The 18,546-nt window shown below is 72.8% G+C and carries 16 protein-coding genes; 7 read left to right on the forward strand and 9 right to left on the reverse strand.

The window, feature by feature from the left end; all coding sequences use genetic code 11:
* Positions 1-90: 90 nt before the first annotated feature.
* Positions 91-1,719, reverse strand: coding sequence for a methionine--tRNA ligase (gene metG, locus BLT82_RS10910; protein WP_093653713.1), 1,629 nt, complete (start codon positions 1,717-1,719; stop codon positions 91-93).
* A gap of 170 nt (positions 1,720-1,889) precedes the next feature.
* Between metG and BLT82_RS10915 the strand changes: the two genes are divergently transcribed.
* Positions 1,890-2,546 carry a response regulator transcription factor gene (locus tag BLT82_RS10915; protein WP_093653714.1) on the forward strand — a complete coding sequence of 219 codons (657 nt, stop codon included), beginning with the start codon at positions 1,890-1,892 and terminating at the stop codon, positions 2,544-2,546.
* A 44-nt stretch (positions 2,547-2,590) separates the two neighbouring features.
* Positions 2,591-3,673 (forward strand): sensor histidine kinase, encoded by a 1,083-nt coding sequence (locus BLT82_RS10920; RefSeq protein WP_093653912.1) that lies wholly within the window; start codon positions 2,591-2,593, stop codon positions 3,671-3,673.
* Positions 3,674-3,771: 98 nt separating this feature from the next.
* On the opposite strand, the gene BLT82_RS10925 is transcribed toward BLT82_RS10920, so the two are convergent.
* A complete protein-coding gene (locus BLT82_RS10925; RefSeq protein WP_093653715.1) occupies positions 3,772-5,634 on the reverse strand; it encodes a VWA domain-containing protein in 1,863 nt (620 codons plus the stop codon).
* A gap of 291 nt (positions 5,635-5,925) precedes the next feature.
* On the opposite strand from BLT82_RS10925, the gene BLT82_RS10930 reads away from it, so the two are divergent.
* Entirely contained in the window at positions 5,926-7,992 is a 2,067-nt protein-coding gene (locus BLT82_RS10930) for a PhoX family protein (RefSeq protein WP_093653716.1), read from the forward strand.
* Positions 7,993-8,083: 91 nt separating this feature from the next.
* On the opposite strand, the gene BLT82_RS10935 is transcribed toward BLT82_RS10930, so the two are convergent.
* Positions 8,084-9,046: a hypothetical protein gene (locus BLT82_RS10935; RefSeq protein WP_093653717.1), complete on the reverse strand. Its 963-nt coding sequence runs from the start codon at positions 9,044-9,046 to the stop codon at positions 8,084-8,086.
* 21 nt (positions 9,047-9,067) lie between these two features.
* A complete protein-coding gene (locus tag BLT82_RS10940) occupies positions 9,068-10,543 on the reverse strand; it encodes an APC family permease (RefSeq protein ID WP_093653718.1) in 1,476 nt (491 codons plus the stop codon).
* Positions 10,544-10,662: 119 nt separating this feature from the next.
* On the opposite strand from BLT82_RS10940, the gene BLT82_RS10945 reads away from it, so the two are divergent.
* Entirely contained in the window at positions 10,663-11,070 is a 408-nt protein-coding gene (locus BLT82_RS10945; RefSeq protein ID WP_404203651.1) for an RNA-binding S4 domain-containing protein, read from the forward strand.
* A gap of 102 nt (positions 11,071-11,172) precedes the next feature.
* Here the strand turns inward: BLT82_RS10945 and BLT82_RS10950 are convergent, their stop codons facing one another.
* From BLT82_RS10950 to BLT82_RS10965, 4 genes are all read right to left on the reverse strand, one after another.
* On the reverse strand, positions 11,173-13,086 hold the full coding sequence (locus BLT82_RS10950; protein WP_093653720.1) for an FUSC family protein: 1,914 nt from the start codon (positions 13,084-13,086) through the stop codon (positions 11,173-11,175).
* A 41-nt stretch (positions 13,087-13,127) separates the two neighbouring features.
* Positions 13,128-14,093, reverse strand: coding sequence for an endonuclease/exonuclease/phosphatase family protein (locus BLT82_RS10955; protein WP_093653721.1), 966 nt, complete (start codon positions 14,091-14,093; stop codon positions 13,128-13,130).
* Positions 14,094-14,202: 109 nt separating this feature from the next.
* Complete coding sequence (locus tag BLT82_RS10960; RefSeq protein ID WP_244291914.1) at positions 14,203-14,661, reverse strand: FxLYD domain-containing protein; 459 nt, start codon at positions 14,659-14,661, stop codon at positions 14,203-14,205.
* A 107-nt stretch (positions 14,662-14,768) separates the two neighbouring features.
* Positions 14,769-15,455, reverse strand: a complete 687-nt coding sequence (locus BLT82_RS10965) for a TetR/AcrR family transcriptional regulator C-terminal domain-containing protein (RefSeq protein ID WP_244291915.1) — start codon at positions 15,453-15,455, stop codon at positions 14,769-14,771.
* Between the two features lie 284 nt (positions 15,456-15,739).
* On the opposite strand from BLT82_RS10965, the gene BLT82_RS10970 reads away from it, so the two are divergent.
* A complete protein-coding gene (locus tag BLT82_RS10970; RefSeq protein WP_093653724.1) occupies positions 15,740-16,567 on the forward strand; it encodes an MBL fold metallo-hydrolase in 828 nt (275 codons plus the stop codon).
* Positions 16,568-16,657: 90 nt separating this feature from the next.
* Here BLT82_RS10970 and BLT82_RS10975 read toward each other — a convergent pair whose 3' ends face one another.
* Entirely contained in the window at positions 16,658-17,080 is a 423-nt protein-coding gene (locus BLT82_RS10975; RefSeq protein ID WP_093653725.1) for a DUF7144 family membrane protein, read from the reverse strand.
* Between the two features lie 324 nt (positions 17,081-17,404).
* On the opposite strand from BLT82_RS10975, the gene BLT82_RS10980 reads away from it, so the two are divergent.
* Both BLT82_RS10980 and BLT82_RS10985 read left to right on the forward strand, forming a co-directional pair.
* Entirely contained in the window at positions 17,405-17,782 is a 378-nt protein-coding gene (locus tag BLT82_RS10980) for a hypothetical protein (protein ID WP_093653726.1), read from the forward strand.
* 161 nt (positions 17,783-17,943) lie between these two features.
* Positions 17,944-18,504 (forward strand): NADPH-dependent FMN reductase, encoded by a 561-nt coding sequence (locus BLT82_RS10985; RefSeq protein WP_208867830.1) that lies wholly within the window; start codon positions 17,944-17,946, stop codon positions 18,502-18,504.
* The last annotated feature ends 42 nt before the right edge of the window (positions 18,505-18,546 follow it).

The raw sequence follows: 18,546 nt of genomic DNA on the forward strand, positions 1-18,546 counted from the left end.
GGGAAACCGTGTCCCAGGCCCGTCCGTACGCTCGGGCGCGCGTCACGCACGCGGCCGGTGTCGGCGGCGAGTACCGTCCGCTCCGGCCGCTCAGGCCTTGCTGGGCTCCTCGAGACGCGGGAAGAGCACCGCGCCCTTCGTCACCGTCGAGCCCGCCGGCAGCCCGCCCCACTCCGCCGCGTCCTGGACCCGCTGGTCGGCCAGAGCGCCGAGCGACGCCTCCGCGCCGAGGGAGTCCCACAGCTTCTGCGAGGTGTCCGGCATGACCGGGTTCAGCAGCACGGCCACGGCGCGCAGCGACTCGGCGGCCGTGTAGAGGATGGTCGCGAGGCGGGCCCGGCCCTCCTCGGATTCGTCCTTGGCCACCTTCCACGGCTCCTGCTCCGTGATGTAGCCGTTGACCTGCTTCACGAAGTCGAAGACCGCCAGGATCCCGCCCTGGAAGTCCAGCTCCTCGCCGATCTTGCGGTCGGCCTCGGCCACGGCCTTCGCCAGGCCCGCCTGGACCGCCTTCTCGGCCTCGCCGTCGGCGGATGTCCCCGGCAGCGAGCCGCCGAAGTACTTGCCCACCATCGCGGCGACCCGCGACGCCAGGTTGCCGTAGTCGTTGGCGAGCTCGCTCGTGTAGCGGGCGGAGAAGTCCTCCCAAGAGAACGATCCGTCCTGGCCGAACGCGATCGCGCGCAGGAAGTACCAGCGGTACGCGTCCACGCCGAAGTGCGAGGTCAGGTCCTGCGGCTTGATGCCCGTCAGGTTCGACTTCGACATCTTCTCGCCGCCGACCATCAGCCAGCCGTTGGCCGCGATCTTCCCGGGCACCGGGAGCCCCTGCGCCATCAGCATCGCGGGCCAGATGATCGCGTGGAAGCGGAGGATGTCCTTGCCGACGAGGTGGACATTCGCGGGGAACGTGTCCTCGAACTTCGCCGGGTTCTCGTTGTAGCCGACCGCCGTCGCGTAGTTCAGCAGGGCGTCGACCCACACGTAGATGACGTGCTTCTCGTCCCACGGGATCGGGATGCCCCAGTCGAACGTCGACCTGGAGATCGACAGGTCCTGCAGGCCCTGCTTGACGAAGTTCACGACCTCGTTGCGGGCGGACTCGGGCTGGATGAAGCCGGGGTTGGACTCGTAGAACTCCAGCAGCTTCGGGCCGTACTCGCTGAGCTTGAAGAAGTAGTTCTCCTCCTTGAGGATCTCCACCGGCTTCTTGTGCACGGGGCACAGCTTCTCGCCGGCGTACTCCCCCTCGCCGTCCAGCAGCTCGCCGGGGAGCTTGTACTCCTCACAGCCCACGCAGTACGGGCCCTCGTACCCGCCCTTGTAGATCTCGCCCTTGTCGTACAGGTCCTGCACGAACTCCTGGACGCGGTCGGTGTGCCGGCGCTCGGTCGTGCGGATGAAGTCGTCGTTCGCGATCTCCAGGTGCTCCCAGAGGGGCTTCCACGCCTCCTCCACGAGCTTGTCGCACCACTCCTGCGGGGTGACGCCGTTCGCCTCCGCGGTGCGCATGATCTTCTGACCGTGCTCGTCCGTGCCGGTGAGGTACCACACCTTCTCGCCGCGCTGACGGTGCCAGCGCGTGAGCACGTCGCCTGCGACGGTCGTGTAGGCGTGGCCCAGGTGAGGAGCGTCGTTGACGTAGTAGATGGGGGTCGATACGTAGAAGGCCTTCACGCCTTCGCTCGTCCCCTGCTTCTCGGATCCAGTGGCCGCCATGGTCGAAATCCTAACGGCCGCCGGAAGATCGACTCACACGCATAAAACCCGACCGCCCGAACCGCGCCGGCGGACCGGCCACCGGACCGGGCCGTCCGAGGCCGGGTGCGGAAGGCATCGCTCCGCCCCTGGAGAGGTTCCCGAAACATCCGTTCCGGTAGGAAGGGGGGATGCGGGTACTGGTCGCGGAGGACGAGGAAGTGCTGGCGGCGCTGGTCGCCACCGGGCTGCGGAAGGCCGGTTTCGCCGTCGACACCGTCCACAGCGGTGACGAGGCCCTCGCCCAGCTGGGTCTCCACGCCTACGACGTGGTCGTCCTCGACCGCGACCTGCCCCGGCAGCACGGGGACGACGTGGCCCGCGAGCTGGTCGCCACCGCCTCGACGACCCGCATCCTGATGCTGACGGCGGCCGCCTCCACGGAGGACCGGGTGGCGGGGCTCGACCTGGGCGCCGACGACTATCTGACCAAGCCGTTCGAGTTCCCGGAGCTGGTCTCGCGCGTCCGGGCCCTGCGGCGGCGCAGCGCCCGGCCCCCGCTGCCCCCCACGCTGGAACGGCACGGGGTGCGGCTCGACACGGTGCGGCGCACGGCCCATCGCGACGGACGGGACCTGGAACTCTCCCCGAAGGAGTTCACCGTGCTGCAGATCCTGCTGGAGGCGGACGGTGCCGCGGTGTCCGCGGAGGAACTCCTGGAACGGGCCTGGGACGCGCACGCGGACCCGTTCACGGCCGCGGTGCGGGTGTGCATGAGCAAGCTGCGCGGAAAACTCGGGGAGCCGGGGCTCATCCGCACCCTCCAGGGCGTGGGGTACGTGCTGTGACCGGCAGGCTCGGCGCCGGCTCCGCGATCAGGACCCGTATCGCGATGGTCTACGGCGCGGTCTTCCTGGTGCTCGGCGCCTGTCTGCTGGCGATCGTGAACCTGCTGTCCAGGACCGGCACGCGGGACGAGGCGGCGGCGATCGCCCTGCGCGAGGCCAGTGCGCCCACGTCGCCGGTGACCGTCCACCGGCTGTCCGACCTGACGGGCAACGTGAGCGACGCGGCGTCCGAGCAGATGCTCATCTGGTCCGCTTTCGCACTGCTGGGCACGGCGGTGTGCGCGGTGGTCGTGGGGTGGTGGACGGCGGGACGGGTGCTGCGCCCGGTCCACGAGATGACCGCCAGGGCGAGAAGGCTCTCCGAGCGCACGCCCGCGGGAGTCCCCCGGGGCGAGGGCTGGGGAAGGATCGCCGTGCGCGGCCCCGACGACGAGCTCAAGGAGCTGGGCGACACGGTCGACGCGCTGCTGGCGCGGCTGGAGAAGGCCTTCGACAGCCAGCGCCGGTTCATCGCGAACGCCTCGCACGAGCTGCGGACGCCGCTCGCCACACAGCGGACCGCGATCCAGGTGGGCCTGGAGGACTCGGACGTGAAGCAGGTCCTGCTGGACGCCAACCGCCGCAGCGAGCGGCTCATCGAGGGACTGCTGGTGCTGGCGCGCAGCGAACGGGGCCTGGAGGAGACGGAGAAGGCGGATGTCGGGCTGGGCGACGTCGTCGAGGAGGAATGCGCACGGCACGGCGTCCACGCGGACGTCTCGCGGGCCGGGACGGTCCGCGGCAACCGGCTGCTGCTGGCCCAGCTCGTACGGAATCTGGTGGCGAACGCGGTGGCCTACAACGTCCCGGGCGGGTCGGTCGAAGTGTCGGCCGGCGGCGGTCTGCTGACCGTCGCGAACACCGGCCCCGTGGTCGAGGCCGCGGACGTCGCCGGACTCTTCGAGCCGTTCCGCCGCGGGGAGGGGCGGGACCGGATGGGGCCGGGCGCGGGGCTCGGCCTCAGCATCGTCCGGTCGATCGCCGTGGCGCACGGCGGGACGGTGCGGGCGGAGCCGGGACCGGCTGGGTCCGGTCCCGGAGGTGGGCTGGTGGTGCGGGTGTCGCTGCCGGTGCGGGGCGAGCCGTGACCGCGGCGGGGGGCGGCCCGTGCGGAGTCCCCGCGCGGGGACTCCGCCGTCCGTGACCGGTGCGGCCGCCGGGGCCGCACCGGTCGGGTTCGCGGCGATCAGCCTTCGCGGCGGTCCAGCCACTTCGGGAAGGCGCCGAGCAGACCCTCGTAGAGCTCCTCGTCGGTGAGCTCGCGGGGGTCCGGGCCGGCGTGGAAGAAGGCGGCGTTCTCCACGGAGGCGTCGGCGTCGAGCTTGCGCAGGAAGTCGAAGCCCTTGGCCTCGTACTCGCCGAACGCCACGAACTGCCAGAAGAGCGGCTTGCCCGCAGCATCGGCGAGCGCCTGCTTGGCGGGCTGCTTGGCGTCGGGCGCGCCGTCGGTCTGGAAGACGACGAGTGCGGGCCCGTCTGCGCCCGACTTCTCGAAGTGCGCGACGACCTCCTCGACGGCCCGGTGGTAGCTGGTTCGTCCCATGTGGCCGAGGCCCGCGTGCAGCTCGTCGACGCGGCCCTCGTGCTCGGCGAGCGTCAGCTCGCCGGTGCCGTCGATGTCCGTCGAGAAGAACACGACGTGGACGGACGCGTCCTCGTCGAGGTGCGCGGCGAGCGCGAGGGTCTGCTCGCCGAGCTGCTGTGCGCTGCCGTCCTTGTAGTACGGCCGCATCGACCCGGACCGGTCCAGCACGAGGTAGACCTTCGCCCGGGCCCCGGCGGCCCCGGCCCCCTTGAGCGCCACCCCGGCGGCCTTGTACGCCCCGACGAGACCCGCGGCCCGCGCCTTGACCCGCGCGAGGGAGAAGGCGGGCTTGCCCGATGCGGCGTCGTCGGTGGTGGATGCGGCGGCGGGCTCGGGCTCGGGGGCTGCCTCGCTCGGCTCGGGCCCGGCGGCGATGGGCTCGGGCTCCGCGACTGCGGCGACCGGCTCGGGCTCCGCGACCGGCTCCGCGTCGGTCTCGGGCTCGGTGGCCGCCGTGCCGGCGGCTGCGGCGGCGACCGGCTCGGCCTCGGTGGTCGCTGCGACGGCCTCGGGCTCGGTGGTCGCTGCCACGGGCTCGGCTTCGACGGTGGCCTCCGTGCCGGCGGCCGCGGTCGCGGCGGCGACCGGCTCGGCCTCGGTGGTCGCTGCGACGGCCTCGGCCTCGGGCGCGTCCGCATCGTCGGCCGGGGCCGTCCCGGTGGCCTTGCCGTCGGTGGCGACGGGCTCGGGAGTCGTGGGGGCGGTGTCGTCCGCGGCCCGGTCCGCCCCGGCGGCGGTGTCCGACCCGGCGGACGACTCCACGGCGTCGGTGGTCGCGTCCGCGGTGACGGCCTCGGCCTGCGCCGCGTCCTCCTCCGCGGGCTTCGCGATCGCCGCGTCGGCGTCGGTGCCCGGCTCCACCGCGGTACCGGTCCCGGCGGCCGTCTCCGCCGTGACCGGCTCGACCCGCGCGGCGTCCGGCTCCTCCGCGTCCGTGTCCACGTCGGCGGCGGAGGGGGCTTCGTCCGCGCCGGCCACCGGCTTGGCGTCCTCGGCGTCGGCCGAGGGGGCAGGCGCGGCCTCCGGCGTCGTGCCGTCCGCGTCCTTCGCGGCGGGAGCCGTCTCCGAGCCGGCCGCGGGCACTTCGGCCGCGGTCGCCGGCTCGCCGGCCGGGGTGGCCTCGGCCTCGGCAGCCACGGCGGTCTCGGGGGCACCGTCCTCAGCGGGCTTCTCCCGCCCGGCCGCGGCCGGTTCCTTACCGGTGGACGTGTCCGCGTCCGTCGTCCTCTCTCCCGTCGCGGCGTCGGGCGTGGACGGCGTCCGGGCCGGCGGGATCGTCGGGCGCGTGCCCGGGGGAGTGTCGAACGCCGCTGCCACCAGATCTGCCGCACGGTCCTGCGGGTTGGGGGCCTCGGCCTGGGGCGGGACGGACGCGGGGACGGTCGGGGTCGTCGTGGAGGCCGGTGAGGACGACTCCGTACGCTCGCGTCCAAACACCTTTCGCAGCAAGCTCCGAATGCCCATGAGCGAGGCCTTTCGCGTGAATTGGGTGCGATCAATGTCCGCATTTTCCGGCATTGTCCGGCCTGGCTGGGGCAACGCCGCAGCTCCGGCCAGCGCGGACACGTAAGGTTAGCGGCCGCCTCTTCCGTACGGCCGCAAGCCCCTCCCGCGTCAAGAGCGCCCCGGTCGCTCCGGATTCATCCCTCGTTCACCTGGCTGCCTCCGCACTGCACACATGTGCCCCTACCGTCACGGCCGGAGACATTCCGACACGATGTCGGCGCGGGGTGCGCCGAGGGGATTGGGGAAGACGTGCGCAGAATCCTGCCGCTCCTGAGCTCGAACCACGCGGGCGGTCGTTCCGCCCTCACCTGCCGCTACCGCTGCGGTGACGCCTGCTTCCACGAGGTGCCGAACACCAGCGCAAACGAGTACGCCGGCGACGTCATCGCCGCGACGCTGTCCCGCCGTTCGATGATGCGCACCGCCGCCGTCGTGACCGTCGCCACGGCCGCAGGCGGAGCCGTCATCGCGCAGAACGCACCGTCCGCGCAGGCCGCCGCGGTGCCCGCCGCCGGCGACGCCCGCCACGGCGGACCCGGGGGCGGCGCCGCGGACGGTGCCCGTGGTCTGCGCTTCTCGCCGGTCGAGCCCAACACCGCCGACAAGGTGACCGTTCCCGCCGGGTACACGCAGAACGTGGTGATCCGCTGGGGCGAGCCGATCCTGCGCGGGGCGCCGGCCTTCGACGCCGACAGGCAGACGGCGAAGGCGCAGGCCGGCCAGTTCGGTTACAACAACGACTTCCTCAGCCTGCTCCCGCTGCGCGAGCACGGCCGCCAGGTACTCGTGGCCAACCACGAGTACACGGACGAAGTCCTCATGTTCAAGGGCTACGACGCCGCCAACCCGACCCGCGAGCAGGTCGAGATCGCCTGGGCCGCACACGGACTGTCCGTGGTCGTCGTGCAGGAGGAGCGCAAGAGCGGCAGGCTCACGCCCGTCTCCCGACACTGGCTCAACCGCCGTCTGACGGCGACCAGCGAGTTCCGGCTCACGGGCCCGGCCGCGGGCAGCGCCCTGCTCAGGACGTCCGCCGACCCGACCGGCACCAAGGTCCTCGGCACGCTCAACAACTGCGCCGGCGGCACGACCCCCTGGGGCACCACGCTCCACGGCGAGGAGAACTTCAACCAGTACTTCGCCAACGGCACCAGCGCCACCGACAAGCGCTACGGCCTGACCACCGGTGCCACCGAGCGCAAGTGGGAGCGTTTCGACAAGCGCTTCGACGCCGCCCAGGAGCCCAACGAGTCGCACCGCTTCGGCTGGGTCGTCGAGCTCGACCCGTACGACCCGGACTCGACGCCCCGCAAGCGCACGGCCCTCGGCCGCTTCAAGCACGAGGCCGCCCAGCCCCGGCTGACCCGTGACGGCCGCCCGGTCGTGTACATGGGCGACGACGAGCGCTTCGACTACTTCTACAAGTTCGTCTCGTCGAAGCGGATGAAGAAGGGCGACAGCCGTGCCGCCCGCGAGCACAACCTGACGCTGCTGGACGAGGGCACGCTGTACGTCGCGAAGCTCACCGGCGACTCCCCCCAGGACGTCGACGGCACCGGCAAGCTCCCGAACGACGGCGAGTTCGACGGCAGCGGCGTGTGGATCCCGCTGGCCACCGGCGACGTCTCGCACGTCCCCGGCATGACCGCCGAGGAGGTGTACGTCTTCACCCGCCTCGCGGGCGACAAGGTCGGCGCCACCAAGATGGACCGCCCCGAGGACGTCGAGCCGAGCCCGCGCACGGGCCGGGTGTACGTCGCGCTGACGAACAACACCGACCGCGGCAAGGCCGGCAAGCCGGGCGCGGACGAGGCCAACCCGCGCAATCTCAACAAGCACGGCCAGATCCTGGAGCTCGCCGAGCACTGGGACGACCCGTCGGCCGACGGCTTCGCCTGGCGGCTGTTCCTGGTCGCGGGCGACCCGGAGGACCCGGCCACCTACTTCGCCGGCTACCCGAAGGAGACGGTCAGCCCGATCTCCTGCCCGGACAACGTGGCCTTCGACCCGCACGGCAATCTGTGGATCTCCACCGACGGCGCCCAGCTCGGCTCGCACGACGGCCTGTTCGGCGTCGCGACGACCGGTGAGCGCCGCGGTGAGCTGAAGCAGTTCCTCACGGTCCCGAAGGGCGCCGAGACCTGCGGTCCGATCATCCAGGACCGCCGGGTTCTCGTCGCGGTCCAGCATCCGGGCGAGGTCGACGGGGCGACCGTCGAGAAGCCGGCCTCGGAGTGGCCCGACGGACCGGGCCGGCTCGTGCGCCCGTCGGTCGTCGCCGTCTACCGCAAGGACGGCCGCGACATCGGCGTCTGACCCCGGTGAGCCCCGTGGGCCCGGCAGCTCCCGCCGGGCCCGCGGGGGAGGCCGTGCCCGTCCGCTGCGCGCACCGTGCCGGACGGGGGCGTCAGTCCGGGTCGGCGGCCGTGCGGAACCGGACGAACTGCTCGGCGGGGTCGCCCGTGTACGACCAGGGAACTCGCGCCGCCCTCGCGCCCAGCATCGTGAACAGCCGGCGCGCCACGTCGGTCTCGCCCGCGTAGCAGGCTGCGTGTGCCAGGTAGTTGAGCTCGGCCACCTCCTCCGGGAGGACGGGGCCCTCCGGCCGGCCGCCGATCCACCGCTGCCAGGTCCGCTTCACCTCGGTCACCGCCAGCTCGTGCTTCCAGTGCTGGCCGAAGTCGCGCACCGGGGCCCGCCCGCGGGAGCACTCCGCCACGTAGCGGAACTCCTCCACCCGCGCGATCTGCACGAGCACCGGCAGCGGGGAGCCGGGCGGGGCGGCGCCCGCCGCGTCGCGGGCGACGTCGTACATCGAGCCGTGCGTGCCGTGCCAGCGTGCCGACCAGTAGCGCAGCAACTGCACGTGGCCCTCGATGTTGTCGGGGTCGCGCCGCCGCAACTCGTCCCACCAGGACCGCAGTTGGCGCCGTCCCACCCCGCCGTCGTACAGCCGGGCCACCGTCAGCAGCGACACCCAGGGCATGGGATCGGCGGGCGCCGCCTCGGCGGCACCGATGCAGGCCATCACCGCCACGTCGATCCGGTCGCGGTCCACGGCCGTGCCCCGGCCCCGCGCGATGGCGTCGTCGAAGACCCGGACGACCGCGGTCGCGGCGCGCAGCACGGCCGCGTCGGAGTTGTCCGGTTCGGCCGCCCACCACGCCTCTACGGCCGAGGAGCCCGCCGCCGCGTGCGAGAGCTGCCGCAGCCGGTGGGTGCGGCGCGGCCAGTCCCGCCCGGTGGCGTGCAGCAGGTCGCGCACCCCCTGCCAGCGCCCGATCACGATGTCGTGGCGGGCCTCCGTCAGCGCGCGGTCACCGAAGTCCGGGTCGAAGACCGGCTCGAAACGGCGGCGAGCAGCAACCATGTCCCTGCCTGCTTTCTGCGGTCAGAAGTCCGTCGCCATGGCGTCGCGAGGACCGTCGTGCCGGGTGGAGGCCGAACCGGAGTACGCGGCCTCCGCCTCGATGGCGCGGGCCGCGTCCAGTTTCGCGGGCCGGTAGTACGTGCTGCCCTGCCGCCAGTACCAGAGCATCGGCACCACCCCGGCCGCCAGTCCGCCGAGGCCGATCACGAGCGAGGCGGTGCTCAGCTCGCCGAGCGACTCGAAGAAGATCCAGAACATGAAGGCCGAGCCGAGCAGCGGCCATGCGCCGCCGAGCACGAAGTTCTTCACCGACGTCAGCACCATGCTGCGGTAAGCGGCGACGGCGGCGATGCCCGCGAGGCCGTAGTACACCGCGATCTGGAGGGAGATCGCGTTCACGGCGTCGGAGAGCACGTCGCCGACCGAGCCGAGAGCGGTCGCGGCGAAGAGCATCACCAGAGCGACCGCGCCGACCACGGCGATCGCGACCCACGGGGTGTTCCAGCGCTCGTGCACGGTGCCGAGCGCGGAGGGCATCGTGCGGTCCCGGCCCATCGCGAACAGCGAGCGGGTGACCTGGATCAGGGTGGTCTCCAGAGTCGCGACCGTCGACAGCATCACCGCGATGATCAGCAGCTTGCCGCCGACGCCGGGCCAGATCTCGTCGCCCAGCACACCGAGGACGTTTCCGCTGCCCGCCCGGATCTGCTCGGACGTGAGGATGGTGTTGACGGCCACCGTGAACGCCACGAAGAGCAGGAGCACCACGCCGACGCCGACGAGGCTCGCGACACCGGCCGTCCTGCGGCTGTTCCGCGTCTCCTCGCTGAGGTTGCTCGTGACGTCCCAGCCCCAGTAGTAGAACGCGGCGACGAGCGCGCCCGAGGCGAAGCCCGAGGCGCCGTCGAAGTGCGAGAAGCCCAGCCAGGACCAGTCGAAGGCGGCCGCGGAACCCTTGTGCAGCAGCGCGGCCAGCAGGAACAGCACGAGCAGCAGCACCTCGACGCCGGTCATCAGCAGCTGTGCCCGCACGGTCAGCCGCGCCCCGCCGAGGACCACAAGCAGCATCACCAGGAACCAGCCGGCGCCGACGAGCGCCGCGAGCCCGGTGTTGTCGGCGAGGCCCGGGTCGAAGAGCGCGAGGGTCATCGCACCGGCCGGCAGCGAGCCGGCCACCATGAAGATCGTCGCGGAGACGACCAGGGCCCAGCCGGAGAGGAAGCCGAGACAGGGGTGGAGCGTGCGGCCCACCCAGGAGTAGCTCGCTCCGGCGTTGACGTCGATCCGGCCGAGGCGGCCGAAGGCCAGGACGATGCCGAGCATGGGTATCGCGCAGTACAGCAGCGCGGCCGGACCGGCCAGGCCCACCGCGCCCACCAGGACGGCGGTGGTCGCGGCGAGCGAGTAGGCGGGGGCGCTCCCGGCGACCGCCATCACGATGGTGTCGAACGTACCGAGGACGTTGGGCTGGAGCCCTCTGCCGGTGTTGCTGCTCATCGAATGTCCTTGTGTGGCAGGCCATGTGGCGATGGATCAGGGTCGCCGTCCGCACTGAAGGGGTGGTTCCGCGACGGGGGACGGAGCGCATCGTAGTCGTCCCCCGTACCCTCGGTGGTATGGCGGATGACGCAGGGACCCCAGGGGCTGCGGAAGGCACCGTGCGGGTCGACAGCTGGATCTGGTCCGTGCGGCTGACCAAGACGCGTTCCCAGGCGGCGACGGCCTGCCGCGGAGGGCATGTCCGGGTCAACGGCGAGCGCGTCAAACCCGCGCACGCGCTGAGGGCCGGAGACGAGGTGCGCCTCTTCCACGCGGGCCGGGAGCGGATCGTGGTGGTCTCCCGCATCATCCGCAAGCGCGTCGGTGCGCCCGCCGCGGTGCAGTGCTACGTGGACAACAGCCCTGCGCCCCCGCCGCGCGAACTCACCGCGCCGATGGGAGTGCGGGACCGGGGCGCGGGCCGGCCGACGAAGCGCGACCGACGGGACATGGAGCGCCTCCACGGCCGCACCTCGTCCCGCTGACAGGGACGCCTGCCGGGCCCGGGGCCCGCGGCTCCGCCCCGGTGGGCGGGGGCGCCGCCGCCGTCACGGCCTGCCGGGCCCGGGGGCCGGACACCTCCGGCCTCAGGGGCCCGGCGCGTTGGACGCGGGGGACGGGGACGCGATGGTGCGGGCCGCCGTCACCTCCTGGCGCAGCGGCTCGAGGACGCTCCGCTCGTCGCCCTCCAGCTCCGCCCGCGGCCCGGTGCGCCCCTCCCGGGAACGGATGTCCTCGGCGAGTTCGCGCAGGTGCCGTACGACGTCGTCGACCTCGGCCCGCGTGGGCGGTGGGGCGCCGTGGTCCACCCGGACCCTGGCCGCGGTCGTGGCGTCCGCGATCCGCTCGACCGCGACGACGAGCGGCCACCACGCGGCCGCGCGCGTGCCCGCGGGCGGCGGCTCGGTGAGCGCCCGCTGGAACTCCGAGCGCACGGCGGACAGATCCCGGTACAGCCGGCGCCGGGACCGTGCCCGCCCGCCCTGGTCGGCATCGGCGCCGAACGCCAGCCCCACATGGCGCGCGGCGTGGTCGACCGAGTCCGCGAGCCGGTCCCCGATCCGGCTGTGCCAGCTCTCGGGCCAGAGCAGGTACCCCGCGACCAGCGCGATCGCACAGCCGATCAGGCTGTCCACGAGACGGGCCCCGACCAGCCCGATCCCCTGGCGGTTGAGCAGGTCGGACAGCAGCAGGATCACCGGGGTGATCGCCGCGGTCTGGAAGGCGTACCCCTTGGCCGAGAAGGCGGGGATGAGCCCGCCGAGGACGATCATGACGGGCACGTCCCACCAGCCGCGCGGCACCTCGGCCAGCACGGCCGCGGCGACCGCCAGGCCCGCCACCGTGCCCAGTCCGCGTCCCACCGCGCGGGAGAAGACCGAGCCGAAGTCCGGCTTCAGGACGAAGGTGACGGTGAGGGCGACCCAGTAGGACCGGTCGAGTTCCACGGTGGAGGCCAGCGCCTGGGCCAGGCCGATGCAGAGCGCGAGACGCAGCCCGTAGCGCCAGGAGGCCTCGGAGAAGAGCACGTCGCGTGCAGTGCGGCGGATGCGGACGCCCAGCGCGGCCGGCCGGCCGAGGCGGTCGTCCACGTTGTCGGGGTCGGGGTCCGTCCCGAGGACCACGGTCGCCGCGTGCCGCAGCGCGTGGTCCACCGCGCGCTCGGTGGGTGTCGTGGGCGCCGGCAGGTCCGGTTCGTACGGGCCGCGCCGGCCGCGCTCGACGGCGTCCGCGAGCACCCGTACCGCCGCGGGGATCGCGGCGGGCAGCCGACGGCCGCGCTGGTGCGCCGCGGGGGCGGCCTCGACGACCGGGATCAGGGCGTTGAGCTGGGCCAGCAGCCGCACCAGCGTGGGATTGCGGCCGTGGTCGCGGGCGCGGCGGGCGAGGATCAGATCGTACGAGTCGTCGAGCGACTGCGTGACGGCCTGGCGGCGTTCGTCGTAGGCGTCGCCGCCCGCCGCCGCCAGCAGGTCCGCGACCGACCGGTAGGCGCGGGCGACCGCCGACCGCTCGGGCGCGCCGCCGCGCAGCGGCCAGCCGAGCAGGGCGAGCGCGAGCACGAGCAGACCGCCGAAGCCGAGCAGCAGTGGCGCCGCCCACCAGGGGCTGGGCATCGGCAGCCCGGCCCCGACCACCGCGTTGAGCAGGAGCAGCAGACCCGAGACCGAGGCGACCGCGCCGATCGAGGAGATCATCCCGGAGACGAGGGCCACCGACGTGAGGACGGCGACCGCGAGCCCGGGCCGGTCGTACACCAGCGTGCCGAGCGTGACGCCGACGGCGCCGAAGGCCTGGGGTACGGCGATGTTGAAGATCCGCATCCGGTAGGCGTCGGCGGTGTCGCCGATGACTCCGGAGAGCGCGCCCATCGACACCAGTGCCCCGTACACCGGCCGTTCCACGGCGAAGCCCACGGCCAGGGGGGCCGAGAGTGCCACGGCGGCGCGGACGACCGCCGCCCGGTTGACCGGTGTGGGCTGCGGGCGCAGCCCGGCCACCAGCCACGCCGGCGGGCCCAGCCCTACTCGCTCCTTCACGGTCACCCCTGGTGCAGGTCGAGGCCGACGATCAGTGCGCGGTGGTCCGTTCCGCGGAGGTCGAGGAAGCGTGCACCGCGTACGCCGAAATCATCGCTCACCAGCACGTGGTCGATCTGCGCGCCGAGCGGCCGGGGTGCGGCGGCCGGCCAGGAGGGCGTGCGGAACGCCCCGCCGAGCCGGGCGCTGTCGTGCAGCCCGCCCGCGTCGAGGACGCGGCGGAAGGCGGCGTGGTCCTGTCCGGAGTTGAAGTCGCCCGCGAGGATGGCCGGGGTCCCTCTGCTGCCGGCAGCCCAGGCCCGTACCCGGGCGAGGTCCGCCCGCCAGGCGTCGAGTCCGCCGGGGACGGGCGGCAGCGGGTGGGCGAGCTGCAACCGGACGGTGCTCTTGCCGACCGTCGTCACCGCGCCCGGCATGGCCAGTACGCCCGGGATGCCGCCGGTGCCGCTCAGCGGATGGACCGAGAGGATCGCGGAGCCCGCGGCGAGATCGCCCTCGACGACCCGGCGGTACGGGTAGTCCCGGCGCGAGAGCTCCGACGCGAGCGCGGCGGAGCAGGTGCGTTCGCACTCCTGGACGAAGACGATGTCGGGCCGCTCGCGCCGGACGGCGGCGAGCAGATCCGGGGTGGCCCGCCCGAACTCCACGTTGGCGGTGAGCACGTCGAGCCGCGCGACCACGGGCCCGCGCGGTGGTGCGGGCTCCGGCCCGTAGGGCTGCACGTACCCGCCGGTGACGGCGAGCACCACCAGCGCCCACACCAGGAGCGTCCGCCGCCGGGCGAACGCGGCGAGCAGCAGCGCCGCCCCGGCGGGCAGCAGCAGCCACGGCAGGAACGCGAGCAACTGCGGCACGGGCGTCGGGCCGTCGACGTCGAGCACCCGGCAGCCGGCGACCACCGACACTCCGGCGAGCAGTGCTCCTGCGGTCCACCCGGCGGCGCGCCGCCCTGCGATTCCCGGCTCCATGTCCGGCCAACGGCCCACGGCCCGGAAGAGTTCGGCACGGGGTTCCGCCCGGGTCCGGCCTGCCGTCGGCGGCCGGGCCCGGGTACGGCGCGGCCGCCGTGGCGGGCTCTCAGTGCCGGACCGCCTGCCCGATCTCGGCCGGGGGCGTACCGGACAGGTCCCGATGGGTCGTCGCCTTCGCCGACTTCGTACCGCCCGGGGGAACGGCGTCGATCGACACCACGGTCGAGTCGAGGAGATTCCCGCTGCTGTCCTTCCAGTTGACCAGGACCGTGTAGTCGGCTGCCTTGTCGGTGGGGTTCGTCGCGGTGATCTCGTTGGTCAGGCGGTTGTTCTCGGCCTCCGTGGGCCCGGCCTTCACATCGGCCTTGGCGTCCAGGCCGCCCTTGATCTTCGCCATCTCCGAGGCCGCCGCCGCGGTCGCCGACTCGACGGCCTCGCCCGCCTTGGACGCCACCGACTTCGGCGTCTCGCCACTGTCGTTCGAACAACCGGCCATGCCGGCCGCGAGCGCGACGGCGGTCGCGGCGGCCATGACGGCGTTCCGTATGCCATGGCTCGATCTCATACGCACCAGCGTGCGCCCCCGGCACCCGTTCGGCCACTCGGCCGATCCGGCGCCGGGGGACGGTGGCAGGACCGCGCCGCCCGGGCCGGGCACCGGCCGAAGCCGCGTCAGTCCCGCGCCACCGGGGCCAGTCCGCGAAGCGCCGTGATGAGCAGCTCGACGCCGAAGGCGAACTCGGCCTCGTGGTCGTTCACGGCCAGGATCGGCGCGACCTTGGCGACGGCGGGGAAGCCGGAGCCGGCGAAGTACGCGGTGCGGGCCGCCAGCCTCTCCTCCGGGGCCCGGCCCTCGCGGCCCGATCCCGGCGCGCTGCGGACCTCCTGGAGGAGGGTGCCGACCTGGAAGGAGATGAACAGCCGCAGCACGTGCACGGCGATCTCCTCATCGAAGCCGTGGTCGAGCATCATCGCGATCATCGTGTCCACCGGTGCGAGCGCGGTGGGAGTGGACAACTGCCGCATCAGCACCAGTTCACAGGCCCGCGGGTGGCGCAGTGACGCCCGGCGGAAGCCGTACGCGATGTCGCGGACGCCCTCCTCCCAGCCTCCCGTCATCCGACGCGGCATCCGCATGTCGGTGGTGATGAACTCGGTCACCCCGTCCAGAATGTCGTCCTTGCTGCGCACATGGTTGTAGAGGGACATGGCCTGGACGCCGAGGCGGGCCGCGATACGGCGCATCGACAGTGCCTCCACGCCCTCCTCGTCGATGATCACCAGTGCCGCCCCGACGATCCGTTCCCGGCTCAACGGCTCGCGAGGTCCGGGGACTTCAGGTCGTGCTCCTCGGGCCATGAACGACGGCTCCTCTTTCGGGTGGCTACGTGCGGTAACGCTTGACGACTTACAGCGTAAGTGCTTCGCTCCTGTCTCGTACTTACGGTGTAAGTGGCGCAACTGCTGTGGAGGCAGGGCGAGATGAAAGACGGACGGCCGCGCACGACGCGGCCGTCCGTATGAGCGCCTTCCGGGACCGGAGCCACGAGCGAACGGTCCGCCGAGCACAACAGCACAGCCGCCATCCTCTCCCAGCCCGGTCGTCTCGCGCCCGGGTATCCCCCTGTGAGCAGGAGGCACAGATGTCTGTGCGTACGACCCCGATCCGCCAGCGGCGCTCAGCCGTCACCATCCACCACCTCGACTGCGCGCCGATGCGCCCCCTGGGCGGTACGCCGCTCGTGGCGCACTGCCTGCTGATCGCGACCGGGAGCGGGCTGGTCCTCGTCGACACCGGTCTCGGCGCGGCCGAGGTCTCCGATCCGCGAAGGCTCGGCACGCTCTTCCGCCGCACGATGCGGCCGGTACTGGATCTGTCCCGAACGGCCGTCCACCAGGTCCGGGCACTGGGCTACGACCCGTACGACGTACGGGACATCGTTATCACCCACCTCGACCTGGACCATGCCGGTGGACTCGCGGACTTCCCGCGCGCCCGCGTCCACGTGATGGCCGACGAGTACCGCGCGGCGATGCGGCGCGACACCCGCCTCGAGGCGAACCGGTATCTGCCCGCCCAGTGGGCGCACGGCGTCGACTGGGTCGTCCACGACCACGCCGACTCGGACTGGATGGGCTTCCCGGCCTCGCGGGTGCTGCGCGCCCCCGACATCCTGCTGGTCCCGCTGCCCGGCCACACCCGCGGCCACAGCGCGGTCGCGGTCCAGGAGCCGGACCGCTGGCTGCTGCACGCCGGCGACGCCTACTTCTTCCACGGCGAGATCGATCTGCGCCGCCCGCGCTGCCCCCGGCCGCTCGCGCTCCACCAGCGGCTCGTCGCCGACGACCACGAGATGCGGCTGGGTCAGCTGGAACGGCTGATGCGGTTGCGCCGGGCCCATCCGCGCCTCGTGCGGATCTTCTCCTCGCACGACCCGTTCGAGTTCGAGCTGATGGCGAACGGCGGTTAGCCACGCGCCCGGTGGCGTGCGGAGCGGGTGCGTGCGTCGGCTGCGTGCGCCCGGGCGCGTGCCCGGGCGCGGCCGGCGTCAGGCCCCGGATCAGGCGGTGGTGCGCGATTCCGTGGTCACCAGCGCCCAGATGATGAACACCGAGATGGCCATCGAGAAGATCGCCCATACCGGCTGGTAGGGCAGGAACAGGAACTGGACGATGATGTTGAGCGAGGCCAGGGTGACACCCAGATACCGCGACCACGCCATGTTCTTGAGGATTCCCCAGCCGGTCACCGCCACCAGGATCCCGAGGACCAGGTGGACCCAGCCCCAGGCGGTGAGGTCCCAGGAGAAGACGTAGCTGCCGACCTGGGCGTAGACCTCGTCCTCGACGATTCCGGCGATCCCCTCGAAGATGCTGATGACACCGGTGACCATCATCAGGACGCCGGCGAAGAGCGTGCCCCCCGCCGCCCATCCGGTTTCCGGACCGGCCCCGGACGTGCCCCGTGCAGTGTGTTGGCTCATGGCGCCAGCATGCGCCGAACGGTGCACAACGGACATTTCGGGTGGGCCGTTCGGGGTACGCCCGCGCGGCGGTGCCGGATTCGCCGGGCGGCGGCGGTACCGGCAGGTTCGTGGCTCGGGCGGCGGCGTACGGCGTCGATTCCGGCGGCCGCCCTTCCGGTGGGCGCCTTGCCGGAAGGCGGGCCGGCGCGGGCGCTCGGACCGCCGCCCGGCTCCGTTCCGGGGCAGGTCGTCCGGAGGCTCCCGGCCTGATCCACTTGCCACGCCTGCCGCCCGGGTGTGCGCTGGTGGAGGGGAACCGGGGGGAGCGGAAGGAGCTCAGTCATGGCCCACGCGGCGGTGCCCGAGCGGCACCACGGCACCACCCTCGGCATCGCGTTGCCGGCCGTGATCGGCGTGATCTACGGCCTCTACACGTCCTTCATCGCCCGCATGTCCGGAGAGTCCGCGGGCGCACAGTTCGCGATCGGGCTCATCTCCTGCCTGGTGATCGCCGGGCTCTGCTACGCGCTCGGCCGCTACCAGCACAGCCTCCCGCGTGAACTGCGCGCGGTGGCGTACGCGGCGCTCGTCGGCTGCTCGGTCGGCTACCTCAACAGCCTGTCCGGCGACAGCATCCTCACGTCGGTGGTCCTGTCCGTGATCATCGCGGCGGCGACGTTCTGCGTGATGTTCTACACCTTCTACGTCCACGAGGAGTGACCCCCTCTCCTCCACGGGCACCTGGGCCGTGTCGGACGCGGCCTCGCGAGGCGCGGCCGCCAGATCTGATCTGGCGGCCGCGCCTCGCCGTCTCGCGCCTACGGGGTGGGACCGGGAAAGCGGCTGCCAGGCCCCGGGGGAAGAAGGGGAGGAGGCGCATCGTGCAGGAGCGGAAGAAGGCGGAGCCGCTGCGCGTCGCCGTCATCATCGGCAGCACGCGCGAGGGGCGTGTCGGCGAGAGCGTGGGCCGGTGGTTCACTGAGCGGGCCGCCCCGCGCGACGATCTGGAGTTCTCCGTCGTCGACCTGATCGACTACGACTTCCCGGCGCACTACCCGGACCGGGCCACCACCGGGATCCGGGAGTTCACGGACGAGGTGGCCCGGGCGGACGCGTTCGTCGTGGTCACGCCGGAGTACAACCGCTCCTTCCCGGCCTCCCTCAAGCAGGCCATCGACTACGCCTACGACGAGTGGCGGGCCAAGCCGGTGGCGTTCGTGAGCTACGGCCATGGCTCGCGGGGACTGTACGCGGTCGAGCACTTGCGTTCCGTGTTCACCGAGCTGCACGCGGTGAGTTTGCGCAACGGCGTCGGTCTGAACCTCCTGGAGGACCTGTTCGAGCCCGACCAGGACCGGTCAGTGGGGCCGATGCTCGACCAGCTCGCCTGGTGGGGCCTCGCACTCCGCGATGCCCGCGCCGCCCGCCCGTACATCTCCTAGACCGCCCGCCCGCGCCGACACGTTCCCCGCCTCGACCGCCTC

This window comes from Streptomyces wuyuanensis (genome assembly GCF_900103455.1).
Classification (GTDB): domain Bacteria; phylum Actinomycetota; class Actinomycetes; order Streptomycetales; family Streptomycetaceae; genus Streptomyces; species Streptomyces wuyuanensis.

What these genes read in the sequence shown, in the direction of transcription:
- metG (WP_093653713.1), bottom strand. Translation starts at nt 1,719, where the DNA reads ATGGCGGCCACTGGATCCGAGAAGCAGGGGACGAGCGAAGGCGTGAAG.
- BLT82_RS10915 (WP_093653714.1), top strand. Translation starts at nt 1,890, where the DNA reads ATGCGGGTACTGGTCGCGGAGGACGAGGAAGTGCTGGCGGCGCTGGTC.
- BLT82_RS10920 (WP_093653912.1), top strand. Translation starts at nt 2,591, where the DNA reads ATGGTCTACGGCGCGGTCTTCCTGGTGCTCGGCGCCTGTCTGCTGGCG.
- BLT82_RS10925 (WP_093653715.1), bottom strand. Translation starts at nt 5,634, where the DNA reads ATGGGCATTCGGAGCTTGCTGCGAAAGGTGTTTGGACGCGAGCGTACG.
- BLT82_RS10935 (WP_093653717.1), bottom strand. Translation starts at nt 9,046, where the DNA reads ATGGTTGCTGCTCGCCGCCGTTTCGAGCCGGTCTTCGACCCGGACTTC.
- BLT82_RS10940 (WP_093653718.1), bottom strand. Translation starts at nt 10,543, where the DNA reads ATGAGCAGCAACACCGGCAGAGGGCTCCAGCCCAACGTCCTCGGTACG.
- BLT82_RS10945 (WP_404203651.1), top strand. Translation starts at nt 10,663, where the DNA reads ATGGCGGATGACGCAGGGACCCCAGGGGCTGCGGAAGGCACCGTGCGG.
- BLT82_RS10955 (WP_093653721.1), bottom strand. Translation starts at nt 14,093, where the DNA reads ATGGAGCCGGGAATCGCAGGGCGGCGCGCCGCCGGGTGGACCGCAGGA.
- BLT82_RS10960 (WP_244291914.1), bottom strand. Translation starts at nt 14,661, where the DNA reads ATGAGATCGAGCCATGGCATACGGAACGCCGTCATGGCCGCCGCGACC.
- BLT82_RS10965 (WP_244291915.1), bottom strand. Translation starts at nt 15,455, where the DNA reads ATGGCCCGAGGAGCACGACCTGAAGTCCCCGGACCTCGCGAGCCGTTG.
- BLT82_RS10970 (WP_093653724.1), top strand. Translation starts at nt 15,740, where the DNA reads ATGTCTGTGCGTACGACCCCGATCCGCCAGCGGCGCTCAGCCGTCACC.
- BLT82_RS10975 (WP_093653725.1), bottom strand. Translation starts at nt 17,080, where the DNA reads ATGAGCCAACACACTGCACGGGGCACGTCCGGGGCCGGTCCGGAAACC.
- BLT82_RS10980 (WP_093653726.1), top strand. Translation starts at nt 17,405, where the DNA reads ATGGCCCACGCGGCGGTGCCCGAGCGGCACCACGGCACCACCCTCGGC.